15 protein-coding genes are annotated in these 14,772 nt (G+C 52.2%); 5 read left to right on the top strand and 10 right to left on the bottom strand.

Features of this window, described 5'->3' with window-relative positions; translation table 11 throughout:
* Positions 1-600, bottom strand: a complete 600-nt coding sequence (locus J0A65_RS14840; RefSeq protein WP_206595098.1) for a YqaA family protein — start codon at positions 598-600, stop codon at positions 1-3.
* A gap of 218 nt (positions 601-818) precedes the next feature.
* On the opposite strand from J0A65_RS14840, the gene J0A65_RS14835 reads away from it, so the two are divergent.
* Genes J0A65_RS14835 through J0A65_RS14825 form a run of 3 tightly spaced genes read left to right on the top strand, consistent with a single transcriptional unit; the run spans position 819 to position 3,837 of the window.
* A complete protein-coding gene (locus J0A65_RS14835; RefSeq protein ID WP_206595097.1) occupies positions 819-1,676 on the top strand; it encodes a mechanosensitive ion channel family protein in 858 nt (285 codons plus the stop codon).
* The gene (locus J0A65_RS14830; RefSeq protein WP_206595096.1) at positions 1,673-2,503 is read left to right on the top strand and encodes a magnesium transporter; all 831 of its coding nucleotides are present in this window, start codon (positions 1,673-1,675) and stop codon (positions 2,501-2,503) included. Before J0A65_RS14835 ends, J0A65_RS14830 begins: the two co-directional genes overlap by 4 nt.
* The gene (locus tag J0A65_RS14825; protein ID WP_206595095.1) at positions 2,503-3,837 is read left to right on the top strand and encodes a magnesium transporter; all 1,335 of its coding nucleotides are present in this window, start codon (positions 2,503-2,505) and stop codon (positions 3,835-3,837) included. Before J0A65_RS14830 ends, J0A65_RS14825 begins: the two co-directional genes overlap by 1 nt.
* On the opposite strand, the gene J0A65_RS14820 is transcribed toward J0A65_RS14825, so the two are convergent.
* The gene (locus J0A65_RS14820; RefSeq protein WP_206595094.1) at positions 3,827-4,243 is read right to left on the bottom strand and encodes a GNAT family N-acetyltransferase; all 417 of its coding nucleotides are present in this window, start codon (positions 4,241-4,243) and stop codon (positions 3,827-3,829) included. The two genes, J0A65_RS14825 and J0A65_RS14820, sit on opposite strands and share 11 nt — an antisense overlap.
* Positions 4,244-4,370: 127 nt before the next feature.
* On the bottom strand, positions 4,371-4,928 hold the full coding sequence (locus J0A65_RS14815; RefSeq protein ID WP_206595093.1) for a DUF2058 domain-containing protein: 558 nt from the start codon (positions 4,926-4,928) through the stop codon (positions 4,371-4,373).
* 150 nt (positions 4,929-5,078) lie between these two features.
* Here J0A65_RS14815 and J0A65_RS14810 point away from each other — a divergent pair, with 150 nt between their 5' ends.
* On the top strand, positions 5,079-5,474 hold the full coding sequence (locus J0A65_RS14810; RefSeq protein WP_206595092.1) for a hypothetical protein: 396 nt from the start codon (positions 5,079-5,081) through the stop codon (positions 5,472-5,474).
* Between the two features lie 31 nt (positions 5,475-5,505).
* On the opposite strand, the gene J0A65_RS14805 is transcribed toward J0A65_RS14810, so the two are convergent.
* The 5 genes from J0A65_RS14805 to J0A65_RS14785 form a co-directional block, all read right to left on the bottom strand.
* A complete protein-coding gene (locus tag J0A65_RS14805) occupies positions 5,506-6,480 on the bottom strand; it encodes a glycerophosphodiester phosphodiesterase family protein (RefSeq protein ID WP_206595091.1) in 975 nt (324 codons plus the stop codon).
* Between the two features lie 51 nt (positions 6,481-6,531).
* Positions 6,532-9,795, bottom strand: coding sequence for a TonB-dependent receptor (locus J0A65_RS14800; protein WP_206595090.1), 3,264 nt, complete (start codon positions 9,793-9,795; stop codon positions 6,532-6,534).
* A 106-nt stretch (positions 9,796-9,901) separates the two neighbouring features.
* On the bottom strand, positions 9,902-10,831 hold the full coding sequence (locus J0A65_RS27830) for a FecR family protein (protein WP_206595089.1): 930 nt from the start codon (positions 10,829-10,831) through the stop codon (positions 9,902-9,904).
* A complete protein-coding gene (locus J0A65_RS14790; protein ID WP_269814675.1) occupies positions 10,828-11,379 on the bottom strand; it encodes an RNA polymerase sigma factor in 552 nt (183 codons plus the stop codon). The genes J0A65_RS27830 and J0A65_RS14790 overlap by 4 nt, the downstream gene beginning before the upstream one ends.
* A 99-nt stretch (positions 11,380-11,478) precedes the next feature.
* Positions 11,479-11,991, bottom strand: a complete 513-nt coding sequence (locus J0A65_RS14785) for a MarR family winged helix-turn-helix transcriptional regulator (RefSeq protein WP_206595087.1) — start codon at positions 11,989-11,991, stop codon at positions 11,479-11,481.
* 114 nt (positions 11,992-12,105) lie between these two features.
* Between J0A65_RS14785 and J0A65_RS14780 the strand changes: the two genes are divergently transcribed.
* Positions 12,106-13,329 carry a cyanate transporter gene (locus J0A65_RS14780; protein ID WP_206595086.1) on the top strand — a complete coding sequence of 408 codons (1,224 nt, stop codon included), beginning with the start codon at positions 12,106-12,108 and terminating at the stop codon, positions 13,327-13,329.
* A gap of 7 nt (positions 13,330-13,336) precedes the next feature.
* On the opposite strand, the gene J0A65_RS14775 is transcribed toward J0A65_RS14780, so the two are convergent.
* Both J0A65_RS14775 and J0A65_RS14770 read right to left on the bottom strand, forming a co-directional pair.
* Positions 13,337-14,236, bottom strand: coding sequence for an alpha/beta hydrolase (locus J0A65_RS14775; protein WP_206595085.1), 900 nt, complete (start codon positions 14,234-14,236; stop codon positions 13,337-13,339).
* A gap of 37 nt (positions 14,237-14,273) precedes the next feature.
* Entirely contained in the window at positions 14,274-14,759 is a 486-nt protein-coding gene (locus J0A65_RS14770; protein WP_206595084.1) for a GNAT family N-acetyltransferase, read from the bottom strand.
* Between the last annotated feature and the right edge of the window lie 13 nt (positions 14,760-14,772).

Here is a 14,772-nt window from a genome sequence, read left to right as displayed (position 1 = left end):
TTAGTTAAAGTACTGCCACCCAACCACCAGCAAGGCCAGGGCTAACAGCGATGCTCCCAGTTTGCCGGCGTGGTTTTGCCATACCGCGGTGGCCCTTTCACCAACCAACAGCACCAGTACAGCCAAACCATAGTAGCGAAGCCCGCGCGACAAAAACGACGCTGAAGTAAACATCAGTAGCGAGTAGCCGGTTACCCCAGCCGCCAACATAGCCACCTGGAAGGGTACCGGGGTGACGCCCACCATAAACACGGCCCAGAAACCATCATCCTGTAAGGTTTGTTTAAAGGCCTCAAACTCGTCTGCGGCGCCAAGCTGAGCAATAAACCAATGACCTACCGAATCAAACAATAGCTGCCCTACCCCATAACCTAGAAGCGCGCCGGCCATACATCCGGCCAGGGCAACGCTTGCCAGCAGCCAGATGCGCTCGCGCTCTATTAGCATGTAGGGAATGAGGATCAGCTCCAGTGGAATGGGAATAATAGTGGCCTCCAGCATGGAGAGAAAAAACAGCAGCACCAACGCGTGATTGGACTGGCGCAGCTTATCCAGCCACTTTTCGGCTTTGGAAGACATCCCGGCGGGTTGCGACGACATAACACCTTCAATTCCATATGCAATGCAGACATTCTACCCTGCCTAAGCCACCGCGCAAACGCACAGAAAGGTCCAGCCATTGATATTTAACGACCCCAAACTAATCCCAACTGGGCGTAAGCCTTAACGTTTTTATCCTGACTAAACAAAACAGGGATGGAAATGCACCGCGCATCCAGCTATTTTTTGCACAAAAGCCATCTAACCACAGAGCCAGCATGACTCAAACCGTATCCACCGAGCTGCAATCAGCCGTGACCGATCTATACACCGAATTACAAACCTATCTGGTTGGCTATCTACCCCAATTATTGGGCGCTTTGCTGCTGATCCTGGCCGGTTGGATTGTGGCCTGGCTGTTATCACGCCTGACCCTATCCTTTATCCGCTTGCTCAATAGATTGCTGACGGTGTTAACCCCAGCTTCATTGCGCGACAAGGGTCTGGAGATCAAGCATCAGCATTCCCAGTTGGCCGGTAAGATCATCTTCTGGCTGGTGATGCTGTTCTTTATTGCCGCCTCCACTTCAATACTCGGCCTGGATCTATTTGCCACCTGGTTAGGTGGCCTATTGGCCTACCTGCCCAAGCTGCTAGCTGGCATTTTGATTATGCTGGGTGGCTATTTGCTGGGTAATCTGCTCAGTACTATGGCTCGCGCTACTGCTGAATCAGCAGGGCTGGCGCAGGCTGGCTGGATTGGCGCCTTTACCAAGTTTGCCGTGATCTTCACCGCCCTGGTGATTGGTATTGAACAGCTTGGTATCAATATTCACTTTATTACCACCTTAGTGATTGTGCTAACCGGCGTGTTGAGTTTTGGTCTGGCCCTGGCATTTGGGCTGGGCAGCCGTGAGCTGATTGCCAATGTGGTCGGTGCGCGCCAGGCGAGAAAACACTGCCAGATAGATGACCACCTGAAAGTAGGCGAGATTGACGGCATCTTGGTGGAAATTACCGATACCATGCTGGTGCTGGAAACCACTCAGGGCCGCGCCCTGCTGCCCGCCAAATACTGGCTTGAACAATCCAGCTGTGTGCTGAAAACCAGCCATGAACCGGAGCGTAGCGCATGAGTAGCGCCAAGCTTTCTCTGGCCCTGCACTTTTTGGAAGAAGAGCCGCTGGCAGCCGCCAGACGCCTTGAGCTGCAAGAAGCGGAGCACAGTGCAGCCATGTTAAACAAGGCGCCTGCCCCTATTGCCGCTAAAGTACTGGCCGCCATGTTGCCAGCCTTTGCCGCGCCTATACTGGCGCTGTTGGATAACGAAGATGCTGCACGACTATTAAAAGCCCTGACCAACGCCGATATCGCGGCACTGCTGCGCCAATTGCCAGACGCCGCCCGCCAGCGTTTGCTTGGTGTATTGCCACTTAAAAAGCAAACCGCCTGTCAGCTACTGCTCAGCTACCCCAACTACACTGTCGGGGCCTGGACCGAAACGGATCTTTTGGTTCTGGACAATCAAATGGATGCCGGTGACGCCCTGCTACGCCTGAAAAAACGCGCCTATTCCGAAACTCGTGATATTTACCTGGTTAATGACAAGCGCCAGATCAGCGGCAAACTGTCGGTCTATGCCATCTTACGTGCAGCCAGTAACACCCCGCTTACCCGCCTGATGCAGCCGGTAAATGAAAGTATTAGCGGTTTTACCGAGCTTAATGCGGCACTGGAACTACCGGTATGGCGCCAGCAGGATACCCTGGCGGTGGTAAACCAGCAGCAGGCGCTACTGGGTATTATTCATCACCATCAGCTTCGCCACGCCATCAGCCGCGCCGAACCAGAGGACACAGCCGAGCCGCTGCCGGGGGATATTCTGGGCGCTTATGGCGCCTCCATCAATGCGCTGCTTGAACTGCTGGCACCCAGCGCCACTAAGCCAACAGGACGCCGCTAATGAACGCAATTGAACAACGCCTGGACAGCGCCGCCGAGCAGCTTAGCCAGGCCTATATGGCCAATTATCCACAAAAAAGCGCCCGCCATCTGGAAAGTATGCCAGCCGGTGAAGCGGCCGAGCTTCTGCAAAGCCAGCCCCTGCATGTTATCGCCGCGCTATGGAAATATCTGCCGGTTGGCAGCTCCGATGCCATATTCAGTGCATTACCCGAGGATCTGGCCAGCCGACTGATAAGCTATCTGGACAGTCATCTGGCGATTGGACTATTAAGCAGACAACCCCAGGAATCTCGCGATGCGCTGCTCAATGCGCTGAACAGAGGCCATAGCACGCTGGCCAGTGAATATCGAAACCTGCTGGAGTATCCCCCCGATACGGCCGCACGCATGATGACCACCAAAGTGCAGGCCTTTTCCGCCGATATCACCGCTGCTGAAGCGCTGGCCATACTCAGGCGCAATCAAGTGCTGGCGCAGGATACGTTGTATGTACTGGATGCCAATCAACAACCCGGCGGCGAATTGTCTTTACATGAGCTGGTATTAGCCCAGCCCGGCAGTTTATTGGAGGATCTCGCCAAGCCGCTACGCACCAGCTTAAATGCCCTGGATGATAAAGACACGGTAATCGAGCGGTTCGAAGGATTTCGCTGTCGCAATATAGCCGTACTGGATCCACAAGGTCAGCTAATTGGCAGCATCGGCTACTTTGATGTTTACCAGTCCACCAAGGAAGACTTAGCCGCCGATCTGCAAACCATGGTGGGTGTGAGTAAGGAAGAAAAGGCCCTGTCCAGTAGTTGGTTTGCCTTTAGCAAACGCCAGCCCTGGTTGCAGATCAACCTGCTAACCGCGTTTGCTGCCGCCGCTGTGGTAGGTGCCTTTGAAGGTCTGATTGCCCAGGTAACAGCCCTGGCCATTTTGCTGCCGGTGGCCGCCGGACAGTCAGGCAATGCCGGAGCTCAAGCCCTGGCGGTTACCATGCGCGGGCTAACCTTACGGGAGATCACCACCAAGCACTGGCGACACGTGCTGTTTAAGGAAATGGCGGCCGGTGCCATGAACGGCATCGTCATCGCCCTGACCTGTGCTATCGGCGTCTATGTGTGGAGTCAGTCTATTGGCCTGGCACTGGTAATTGCCCTGGCTATGGTCAGTTCGCTGGTGATTGCCTGTAGCGCCGGGGCATTGGTGCCCATTGTGCTGAAAAAAGCTGGGCTGGATCCCGCCCAGTCATCCTCGATCGTACTGACGACTATTACCGATATTGCCGGTTTTATGTCGTTTTTGGGCATTGCCCTGCTGCTGTCGGATATGCTGCCTAAGGGCTAAGTGTCAGGGCCATACGAACGTAGGGGATTTCGCCTTTGTAAAACGGCTCGCCGCTTTGGCATAAACCAAAGCGGCGGTACAAACCAGAGGCACTTTGGCGCGCATCACACCAAAAACTGGCCAGGCCTAAATTACGAGCACGTAAAATGGCTTCGCTCAATACCGCCGAGCCAATCCCCTGCCCCTGATATTCAGGCAAAGTCGCAAACTTTCTAAGCCGCATGGCGTTGTCCTGCACAAATAACGACGCCACGCATACCAGTTTGTCATCTGCAAACGCCCCTAAATGACAACCACCTTCATCTTCAGCCACCCGGCAAAAGGCCAGGGGTTTATCCGGCCAAAGCACCTGATGGCGAAGGGCCATGGTCTGCTGCCAGCTAATCTCTGCAATATCTACTTTCATACTTAACGGCTGGGGCGGCCAAGCCAAACCCAAACAACACAAACAGGCTACCGCTAACGCGATTAATATTCTCTGCCGAGGCTGGGCTGGAGAGTTTTTCCCGCGCCCGACTGGCCAGCACTTGGTTTTACCACATCAGATCGTCAGGGATCTCATACTCAGCGTACCAATCATCTTCTTCGCTCTTGTCGGCCTGTTCAGGCTCTGCCTGCTTATCGGCGCGGTGCAACACCAGTTCGGCATTACGCTGAGCAATTTTATCCGCTACCGGCGTAGGAACGATTTCATAGCTCTCACCCAGCTTTACAATAGCCAGTTTGCCTTGCGTAATACGTTTATGGGTAAGTTTGTCTACATATAAGGTTTTGATCTTGCTGCCGTCGGTGAAATTACAGGCCACATCACCGTTGTTTTTGGGCTGGCAATTGACTTCAATCAGCTGCTTAATCTGCGCAGCAATGGCCTTTTTATCCGCTTCCAGCTTCAGTTGTTCGTTGAGCTCTTTGTCTTTGGCTATTTTAGCCTGACGAGCCTGCTCTGCGGCCACTTTGTTTTCGTTAACCACATCCACTTTGTGTTTTTTCTGAGCCTTGCTCTGTTTGCGTTTTTCCGCATTTACTTTTTGGGCCTTTTGTTTATCTGCCAGACCCGCTTTAAGCAGTTGTTCCTGAAGAGAGAGCGCCATGGTAGTAATTCCCGACTGCGATGAAAAATTCAGGGCGACAGTTTACATGGCAATCCGGCTGCTGTCCTCTGTGCAACTGCGACCTATTGCTTCTGCAAGAAACTGCGGTAGGCTAATCACCCGGCTGTTACTTAATAATCAAGGAAGTCCATGCAAACGCAATCCACTCAACAGGCCTTATGGCTGGTTTTGCATCAACAAGTAGAAAGTTATGAAGGCTGGGCATTGATGATTAAGTTAGCAGCATTTGCTCTGTGTACGCTGGCTATGCTGTACCATCAAACCTGGGTGGCGATGGCAATCTTACCGCTGCTGTGGTTATTGGATGCCATTTACAAAACCTTTCAGGGCAGACTGGAAAAAGAGCTGTTGAAAATCGAACAAGCTGATGCCAATGCGACGCCTCAGCTTTATTCCGACTGGCAGCAAAACCGCCCCTCTGCGCTTGGTTTAATTAGCGAGTATCTGCACGCTGCGCTCAGGCCCACGGTTGCTTTTCCTTATCCGCTATTGATCGCTGCTGTACTTATCCAGTACTTCCACTAGACACTGGCGGCCGGATAACCGGCCACCTGAATCATTGGCCGGCTGGCAGGCCCCGATAGCGAAGCACATCATCAACCTGATCGCTGATGATCCCCTGCACTTTTACCTTATCCATTAATAACGCATAGAGCGCATCGGCGCTTATTATGCCTTTCGGCAGTTTATCCAGCCGCACAGTGTAAGCATTCAGCGTTAAGCCTGCGTCACGGATGTCCTTGGCCAACTTAGTGGCACCATTGTCGTCCAACAGCATACCTATCTGTACCCCCACACCAGTGGCAAAACCGGCGATAGTTTTAAGTCCGGCCGGTGTCGTCCAAAGGTTGTCAAAATCACTACCGTTGGGATCCCACTTATTGCGCCCCAATAGCACGTTCAGCGGCAAGCGGGTTTGCCCGTGCAACTGTTGCATAAACTCAACATCAAAAGACTGCAACACCATAGGCGCTGCGCTTTGCTGATAGGGTCTGAGCGCATCCAGTAGCGCTTTTCCCATATCCAGCCCCTGACTTTGATACCAACCTGGTTTTTTCAGCTCAATTAACCAGCCCGTACGACGTTTTTGTAGCCGATTCAATTCAGCCAGCATCGCCAGTGCCTCGTCCAGAGTGACCAGCTCAAAGGCTAACTTGGCGTTAAAACGCGAAGGGTAAACCAGCGCCCCGTCAGTGGGTTTTCTACGCTCATGAAATCGCAAACTACGCAGCTCTGCCAGGGTAAAATCCTTAACCCAGAATTTCCCTTCAGCACCGCGTTTATGGGCAAATCGCACTGCCACATCAGACACCTCATCCAGAATAAGGTCGTGTAAGACCACTGGCACCCCATCGGCCGACATATTCACATCAAACTCAATCATGTCGGCACCCAGCGCATGGGCATAAGCCAGTGACGCTTTACTGTGCTCGGGCAGATAGCCAGGTACGCCGCGATGGGCAATAGCCAGAGGCACTGCCGCCTGTACCGCAGTGCAAAATAAAAAACATAGCGTAATGAAATAACGCATTTGTCTGTTCCTTTAAGAAGACGAATTGGGCGGCCAAGGCCGCCACTTTGGTTAGAAACTATGGCTGTATTGCAGGTAGTAGTAACGACCAATGGGACTATGTACGGCCCCAAAGTGACCATAGGCCTCGTCCGCCAACGGCGCTTCACGATCAAACAGGTTTTTCACCCCAACAGATAAGCTACTGTCATCCAAACCAAACTCGCGCAGTTGCACGCTGGAAAACAGGTTGACGCGATACCAGTCTTCGATTCGCCAATAGCGGATCTCATCGTCCACCGTGATAGACGCGCTGGTTTCATCAAAGGCTGAGACATACTCCAGAGTCGCCCCCGCTCGCCAGTTGCCCTGCTTCCATTTCAAGGTGGAGTTAACCTTCCATTGCGGTTTGCCATCGATACCTGCTAGCTCACCCAGATTGTCCACCGGCAGTCCCATGGTAAAGAGTTGCTGGGCTTCGCTGCCCGGTAGTTGCTCAAAACTGATCAGACGGGCGGCATTCAAGCTGTAGCCAAAAGAACCCAGGGAAGTCTGCCAATCGTAGTTCAGGGCAAAGTCCATACCGCTGATAGTGCGGGTATCCAAATTCTGATAAGGATCATAAACGCGAATAATCGTCCCAGCCGGGGTAATAGAAGTGCCAGCATACAGCTCCAACAATTCTTCGCTGGGTGCTTCACGCTCCACATTGGGATTGCTGCTACCTTGCTGGCGATAGAACAAATCCAGTGCCACCTGGTTACTGCCACTTAGCACTCCTACCACGCCTTCCTGCTTGATTTTCCAGTAGTCTGCCGTGATAACCAGCCCATCCAATGGGGTGAGTACCAGACCATAGCTGACACTGGTGGAGTCCTCAGGTTTAAGATCTGACGCGGTACGGACGTTCTCAACGTTACTGCCACCGCAGTTGGAAAAATCGCCTTGAATAATGTCTTTTTCCAGCTCAGCGGCACATTTTACGTAGTCAACGGTGCTGTTGATGCGTGCCACCCCGGAGTCGTTCACCTGTACCAGGTTAGGTGCGCGAAAGCCTTCAGACCAGGCACCTCTCAACATCAGGCTGTCATTTAGCGCCCAGGATGCCGCGACCCTGGGTGTCAGGGCACTGCCCACATCAGACAGGTTCTCGTAGCGGGCAGCTAATTGCAGTTGAATGTCCTGCATCAGCGGGATCTGCATATTGGGCGAAACCAGCGGTAAATGCATTTCAACAAACGCCGACCACACATCGCGATCACCCGAAGTATCATTGGTGGGGCTGTTACCTAGTGAATCACTTTGGGAGTACTCACCTGTAATGGCATCAATAAAAGGTGATGTGCCATCCAAACTGTCATCACGGTCATCTTTAAAGGCCTCGCGGCGCCATTCAACGCCGGTGGCAAACCCCAGCGGTCCGGCCGGTAACGAATACAGCTGGTTGTTGGATAAACGAAAGTCAGCAAGGGCCAGGCTGGTGGTGCCTTTTTTACGCACGTCGGCCTGAATACTTCTGATCACATGCTCAGGGTTAGGGGTCAAATCGCTTACTGATACACCTTCCCCATTACCTGCACCGTTAAAAGGGTTGTAGGCATCTTCGGTATCCAGTGATAAAGCTTGCTGGAACTTGGTGCTGGACACGCCGTTTTTAGTCAAATCGTCGCTAACCGCGCGTGAATATAGAATCGCCGAGTTGTAATCCCAGTTATCCCAGTTACCCCGGGTGCCAAGTAAGGCTCTATATGTGAGGTTCTTCACTATGCCACGACGCTGACCGGCATCCAGAATGCGATAATCACGCAGGATAAGATCCAAGCCCTCATCAGGTAGCTGTACTCCCTCAACCCGATTCGGATTTAATCTGCCATCGGCGAAGTACTTGGGACCAAAGGGGTTCCAGTAGTTGTGTGCCGGGATCACCATACGGGCCGTACTGAGTACCCGCGACGATTCACTGAGGCGGTCAGTTTTACCGTAATACACCCCAAGCTCGCCAAAAAGCTCCTGTTTATCGCTTAGGTCATAGCTGAATACAGAAAACAGATTAGCCCGCTCACGATCCGAGTAAAGCTGGCGGTTGGCGTCGATATCGTAGTAAAGGTTGCGATCGTCGGTGGAAGACAGAAAACCATCGTCTACACACAGACCGTCCCCCAGCGCCAGTAAACAGCCCTTGTTGCCAACAGGTTGCACATGAAAACGTCCTGACGAGTTGGTGATAGCCGTGCCATCATCAAGCAGGATCTTACCCGGCTTCAGCATGTCAAAGTAAGCAAAGCCACCAATAGAAGAGCGGTTATCGAAGGACGTGTTGCCTTCAAAGTCGGTTCCCGCTAACAGCGGCTCACGGTTAGAAGAGGCGCCTTGTGGCAGGTTGGTCGCAGGCACGGCATTGCGATGGTCATAGTCGGCAAACACAGAAAAATGCCCGCGCCCTTGGCTAAAATCGCTACCAGCATTGATGCGAAACGTACTGTCACGACGTTCCAAATCCGGCGCTTCACCGTAGCGGGCGGTCACTTTTAACCCATCAAAATCATCCACCATCAGGGTATTAACCACCCCGGCTACCGCATCAGCGCCGTATAACGCCGACGCGCCGTCACGCATTACTTCCACGGCTCGCACACCGGCAGTGGGTATGGCGTTCATATTCGGTGTGACGGCGGGCACCAGGTTCTCAGTCTGAAAGCCCGGATGCATCACCATACGACGGCCATTGATCAGCATCAGGGTGTTGCCAGTACCCACCGAGCGCAGGTTCAGCGAAGCAACATCGCCCCTGGCGGTATTGACACCACCAGCAGTGGCAGATTCATTAAAATTGACATCGCCGTTTTGCGGCAGCATGCGAAGTAAATCCATGCCATCCTGTACCCCTGCAATGTCCAATTCGTCACGACCGAGTAGCGTCATAGGCAAAGTGTCTGCCATCCGCGCGCCTTTAATATGCGAGCCCAGGGCAACAACTTCTTCCAGGCTGTCATCTTGTACTGGCTTATTTGTTGATTTACGGCTGGTTTTCTGGGGCTTTTGGATAATGACGATGGCGCCGTTGTTATCTTCCACGGCCTGCAAAGAAGTGTGCGCTAAGGCCTTTTCCAGCGCGGCCAGTACAGAAGTCTGTTCACGCACAGCTTGCACCTGAATCTGTTTGGTCTGCTCTGCCGGGGCGATAATCACCAGATCAAACTGTCTGGACAAGGTGGCAATAACCGACTCCAGGCTCTGAGCTTCAAAACTGATAGCCGTAGTCGCATGTTGAGCCTGTGTGGACGTACTCAGGGCCAGACTGACGGCCAACAAAGCAGGTTTAATACGAAAGCGCATGGATTCCCCTTTAAGTTAGTTTTTCGCCGAGCTTTTTGCGGCGTTCATGGGGATGACGAATAACCCGCGGCGGTTTTCCAGCAGCAGCTTAAGTTTCACAAAAGTTTCATATACTCAGCCAAATCACACCCTGGGCATCTTTGTGCCAGTGAATGTTATGACTTAGTTGCAGGGCATCGAGCATTTGCTCTAGTTGATCAAGGCGAAAAGCTGCCGTCAGGCGCTGTGACGCCAAGGTGGGATGACTGAGTTTCAAGGTCACATTGCTATAACGGTTTAGTACACTGATTACATCCTCCAGCGTACTATCTTGGAAATTGAATCTTTGTTGACGCCAATTGGCAAACTGGCTGTCATGCAGAAACTGCACGGCTGACATTCCCTGCTTATCCAACATCACTGCCTGGTTATTGGTAAGTAACTGAACCTGATGATTCTGGCTAACTTCCACTCGCCCATGGGCAACACCTACTGTGATTTGCTCAGCCCTTTGCTGCACATCAAACAAGGTTCCAAGTACGCGAATATGGCTATTTTTTACTGTCACTATAAAAGGTCTTGTCTCATCAGGACTGACATCAAATACCGCATCCCCTTTTTGCAGCCAGACCTGGCGGTCGGTATCGGACAGATTCACCTGAGCCAGGCTGTCGCCGCCTAAGGTCAGCGAAGATCCGTCATCCAGCCTGAATGTCTGGATTTGACCTTTTTCTGTGTGTAGTTGAAGGATGTCTGACTCAACCTGCCAAACCGGGACCAGCAAAACTGCCAATAAGGCCATGCAGGCCGCCAGCCATGCATACCTTGCATACCTGGGTTTACGAGCCTGAAGTCTGACACTAAGTGCATCGGCAACGGTTTCCGTGTACGTAGTTTGGCGCCACAGCAATTCAGCTTCCCGGTAGTGCTGCTGATGGCGGCTATCCTGCTGCAGCCAGGCTCTAAATTCCTGCCACTGGTGCTCGCTGGCCTGACCCGAATGCAGCAATACCAACCAGTGCCGCGCTTGTTGCTTTATAGGATGCTGGGTTTTCACAAATACTCTCTTTGCTGCAGTTCATATTGCTGACGACCGTCTTCCCAGGCCTGCAGTATGGTCTGTATTGTGCTGTGCGCGCGTTCGATATTGCGGCTGATATCCGCCATGGAATAGCCCGTACGAGCGGCAATCTGCTGATAGGTTTCACCGCGCAAACGGCTTGCCACAATCAGGTCCCGCTGCTTAGCGGGTAAACTGGCAACGGCCCGTTCAATCACCAGCATCTTCTCGCCCTGTAAATAACTGGATTCAACACAACTTTCATTCAGCGGTGCCAAGCCTGTTTCGACAAAAATATCGTCAATTAGCTGCTCCTGACGGGTTTGCAGACGGTGTGCATCAATAATCAGGTTACGGGCGATAGTGTAAACAAAGGCTTTGGGGTTATCCGGCGGTTGAGTAAGCTGCGTTTCGGCATATCGCATAAAGGCTTGTTGGGCGATATCTTCAGGATCCGGCGGGCCATTACCGAATTTAGCTCGAAGCAAACCACACAGCTCCTGCCAATAACTTCGATAAAATTTAGTTAAAAATGCCTGTTTCATCCCGACTGATCGCAACATCCCGACCTGGGGTTGGCATCATAGGGGCTGGCAATGACAGTTTTGTTACAGTTAGCTCAACAACAGGATTTTAGCGCCGAGTTAGTCTTGAATAGCCGCAAGCCATTGTTTTAGCGATCCTGCCAGTCGCTCTCTACTGGCATCGTCCAGATTGCCAAGCAGTTTGCGTAAGGTTTGCATATGCAGCGGGAAGACCGCTTCGATGACGTTTTTACCCTTTTCGGTTAACTGTACTTTGACACTGCGCCGGTCTTCCTGACTATGGGCCCTGGCAATAAGGCCTTTTTGTTCGAGTTTGTCCAAGCGGTTAGTCATAGCGCCTGAGCTAAGCAGCATCGACTGATGTAACTGCGAAGGCGTGAGGCAATGGGGGGCCCCCGTTCGCCTGAGGGTAGCCAGCACATCAAATTCGCCGTATTTCAGATCAAATGCCTCATGACATCGCCCTACTTCAGCTTCAATGGTTTTCATCAGACGAAACATACGACCAATCACCTTCATCGGCAGCAGATCACCTTCAATCCCTTCGGTTCGCCACTGGTGGGCAAATACATCAAGGTCGTCGTCATTCGGTTGAGTCTGAATAGTTGGCATTAGGGCGATACATTATTAATTATCTTCATATAAAGATACTTTACCCAGACCGACTAACTCAGTAAACTTCTTTTATCTTCACATAAAGATACTTTAGTTAGAGATATATTTCCCATGCATACCAACCATGCAACAGCGTCACCTCCTGCACCACCGACCTTGCTGTTTATCACCATCCTGTTGATCGCGCTGAATCTGCGCCCGATGCTGGCCTCTATCGGCCCTTTGCTGGATGCCATGAAGCAAGACCTGAGCATCAGTTATGCCACAGCCTCGATGCTGACCACCTTGCCTGTGGCAGCGATGGGTGCTGCTTGCTTTTTTGGGTTTGCCATTGCTGCACGCTTTGGTATGCGTCGTACCATCAGCTTTTCCTTACTGGTGCTGGCACTGGCCACTGGCTTGCGCTTTTTCGTAGACTCCTCTGCCAGCCTCATCCTGTCAGCCCTCGCGGCAGGGTTAGGCATTGCGTTAATACAATGTCTGGTACCGGCCATTATTAAAGGCAACTACCCCACCCGCATCGCGGCCATGATGGGGTTTTATATTACTGCGATTATGGCAGGTGCCAGTCTGGGTTCTGCGGTCTCCCCCTGGTTTGCCAGTTTCAGTGCCTGGCGGGGTGGACTGGGTAACTGGGTATGGTTGGCTATCGCGGCACTGATACTTTGGGCTGTATTTAGCCGCCGCTGGTATTTACCGGCACAATCAGTGTCCAAACACGAAAGTACAGGTTTTTGGCAATACAGCCGTGCCTGGCAATTGGCCATGATGTTTGGTCTTGGCACGGCGGCTTTTGTCTGCGTGCTGGCCTGGCTCGCCCCCTATGCCATGGAAAATGGTATGAACGCCCAGCAAGGTGGCTTGCTCATGGGTTATATGACCCTGATGGAAGTCGTGGCCGGTTTATTGTTTCCAGCCTTGGCAGGACGCAGCAATGATCGTCGCCTGGTATTGATAAGCCTGTGTTTACTGCAAGCAATAGGCTTCTTCGGCTTGATGCTGGCCCCCCATATCAGTTTGTGGTTCTGGGCCACGCTTTTAGGTCTGGGGGTGGGCGGTATGTTTCCTATGGTGATGATTGTCACCATGGATCATCAGGAAGATCCGATCATGGCTGGCAAGCTGGCAGCCTTTGTACAAGGTATTGGCTATCTGGTGGCCAGTATCGCGCCCTGGGTAGCCGGTATTATTCGTGACCAGTTAGCCAGTTTTGATATGGCCTGGCTAATGCTGGCGGTGGGTGCGTTAGTTTTATTGCTGCTCTCTTTGAGCCTGACACCAAGCAGCTACGCAAAAGCCTTTTCTCCAGCGCTGCGCCCCTGCACGCAAGCCTGAGAACCTTTCAATAAATCAGCGTTGAAACTTGCCCCCTCTGTATTTTTTGAGGGGGATAAGTAAATAACCAGTCCAGCGCGCTGATCGCCACAGTAGGAAAGGCCATCTCATGAGTGGCATCAGGGACTATCATCAATTTCACATCGAGTTGGCTAAACCGCCAGGGTGCCAACTGGCTTTTCAGACTGATAGCGTCACCGACCAAATCATGGGCGATATTGCTGCCTAAGGGCGTTTCCTTCTCGCCCACCCCGATAAACACTTTTGCTTTGGGATTTTGCTGGCGGTCAGCCCATGCAGAAACCTGATTGAGCAAGGCCTTATCGTCATACCACAGCGATGGGCTGCCAAGCACATAATGTTCAAATAATGTCGGCCGATTCAATAAAACATACAGGCCAAACAAGCCGCCGAGGGAATTCCCCATAAAGGTACGTTGTTGTGCGGTGGTTCTGAACCTGGACTCAACGAAAGGGATCACCCTTTCAGCCAGAAAGTTAAGATGACGCTCTGCGCCGCCGGTTTCCAGCTTCCAATCCGCGGCTTGGGTTGGGGTAAAATCCCGCACCCGGCTGGCGTTGCCACTGATCCCTTGCTGCCAGCTTATAGCCACCAATACCGCCTGCTCCATTTTGTTGCTGTTCATCGGGAAATGCGTTGCGCCCACCACTAAGGGGAAGCTATAAGGTGCATCGAGCATATAAATCACTGGGTAACGACGGCTGAATTGCTCAGGCTTATAGTAGCTGGCGGGCAGCTTAATGGAGATATCGTACAGTCGCCCACCATCGTCCAGCGTGAGTACCTCGGTATTTGCAATGCGATACTCGCCAGCCTGCACGGATGAAAGCATCAGTAACGCCGTTAAGGTCAACAAGCCCAGTGTGTGTCTGACGGTTATCTTCACAGCAGAGTTCCTTACAATTGCCATCGCCCAAATGCGCTCAACTCACCCTCGCCATCATATAGGCATCCACATATTGCCCCTGGCGAAACGCGTAGTTCTTCATGGTTCCCTCAACCTCAAAATCAAAGGATCTATATAAACCAGTTGCTGCATCATTGTCGGTGTAGACTTCCAGTTCCACCCGGGTGATTGCCAGCCAGTCATTTGCCAATTCAAGGGCAGCCCGGATTAATTGCTTACCAATTCCCTGCCCCTGACTGGACTCACAGACCGCCATACCCAGTCTGGCCACGTGGCGTCGTCTGGGATGATCACACTGGCTGAGGAACAATTGCCCAACCACCTTCTGCTCTTTTTCCGCCACCAAGCTATAGCTGTTTTCAGGTAACTGGGTTAATCGCGCCTGCCAATAATCCGCACTACGAAACGGCAACTGCAAGGTACCGCTATAACAGCCCGGTTGCTGATATATGGCCTGAATGGCAGCGAAGTCATCCTTTACACTATGTCTAATCCTGATCATCTGGTTACCTTAT

Source organism: Bowmanella yangjiangensis, from assembly GCF_017255015.1.
GTDB lineage: Bacteria > Pseudomonadota > Gammaproteobacteria > Enterobacterales > Alteromonadaceae > Bowmanella > Bowmanella yangjiangensis.
Note: the sequence above shows the minus strand (reverse complement) of the source record. Positions and strands in the feature narration are given on the sequence as shown.

What these genes read in the sequence shown, in the direction of transcription:
- J0A65_RS14840 (WP_206595098.1), bottom strand. Translation starts at nt 600, where the DNA reads ATGTCGTCGCAACCCGCCGGGATGTCTTCCAAAGCCGAAAAGTGGCTG.
- J0A65_RS14835 (WP_206595097.1), top strand. Translation starts at nt 819, where the DNA reads ATGACTCAAACCGTATCCACCGAGCTGCAATCAGCCGTGACCGATCTA.
- J0A65_RS14830 (WP_206595096.1), top strand. Translation starts at nt 1,673, where the DNA reads ATGAGTAGCGCCAAGCTTTCTCTGGCCCTGCACTTTTTGGAAGAAGAG.
- J0A65_RS14825 (WP_206595095.1), top strand. Translation starts at nt 2,503, where the DNA reads ATGAACGCAATTGAACAACGCCTGGACAGCGCCGCCGAGCAGCTTAGC.
- J0A65_RS14820 (WP_206595094.1), bottom strand. Translation starts at nt 4,243, where the DNA reads ATGAAAGTAGATATTGCAGAGATTAGCTGGCAGCAGACCATGGCCCTT.
- J0A65_RS14815 (WP_206595093.1), bottom strand. Translation starts at nt 4,928, where the DNA reads ATGGCGCTCTCTCTTCAGGAACAACTGCTTAAAGCGGGTCTGGCAGAT.
- J0A65_RS14810 (WP_206595092.1), top strand. Translation starts at nt 5,079, where the DNA reads ATGCAAACGCAATCCACTCAACAGGCCTTATGGCTGGTTTTGCATCAA.
- J0A65_RS14805 (WP_206595091.1), bottom strand. Translation starts at nt 6,480, where the DNA reads ATGCGTTATTTCATTACGCTATGTTTTTTATTTTGCACTGCGGTACAG.
- J0A65_RS14800 (WP_206595090.1), bottom strand. Translation starts at nt 9,795, where the DNA reads ATGCGCTTTCGTATTAAACCTGCTTTGTTGGCCGTCAGTCTGGCCCTG.
- J0A65_RS14790 (WP_269814675.1), bottom strand. Translation starts at nt 11,379, where the DNA reads ATGAAACAGGCATTTTTAACTAAATTTTATCGAAGTTATTGGCAGGAG.
- J0A65_RS14785 (WP_206595087.1), bottom strand. Translation starts at nt 11,991, where the DNA reads ATGCCAACTATTCAGACTCAACCGAATGACGACGACCTTGATGTATTT.
- J0A65_RS14780 (WP_206595086.1), top strand. Translation starts at nt 12,106, where the DNA reads ATGCATACCAACCATGCAACAGCGTCACCTCCTGCACCACCGACCTTG.
- J0A65_RS14770 (WP_206595084.1), bottom strand. Translation starts at nt 14,759, where the DNA reads ATGATCAGGATTAGACATAGTGTAAAGGATGACTTCGCTGCCATTCAG.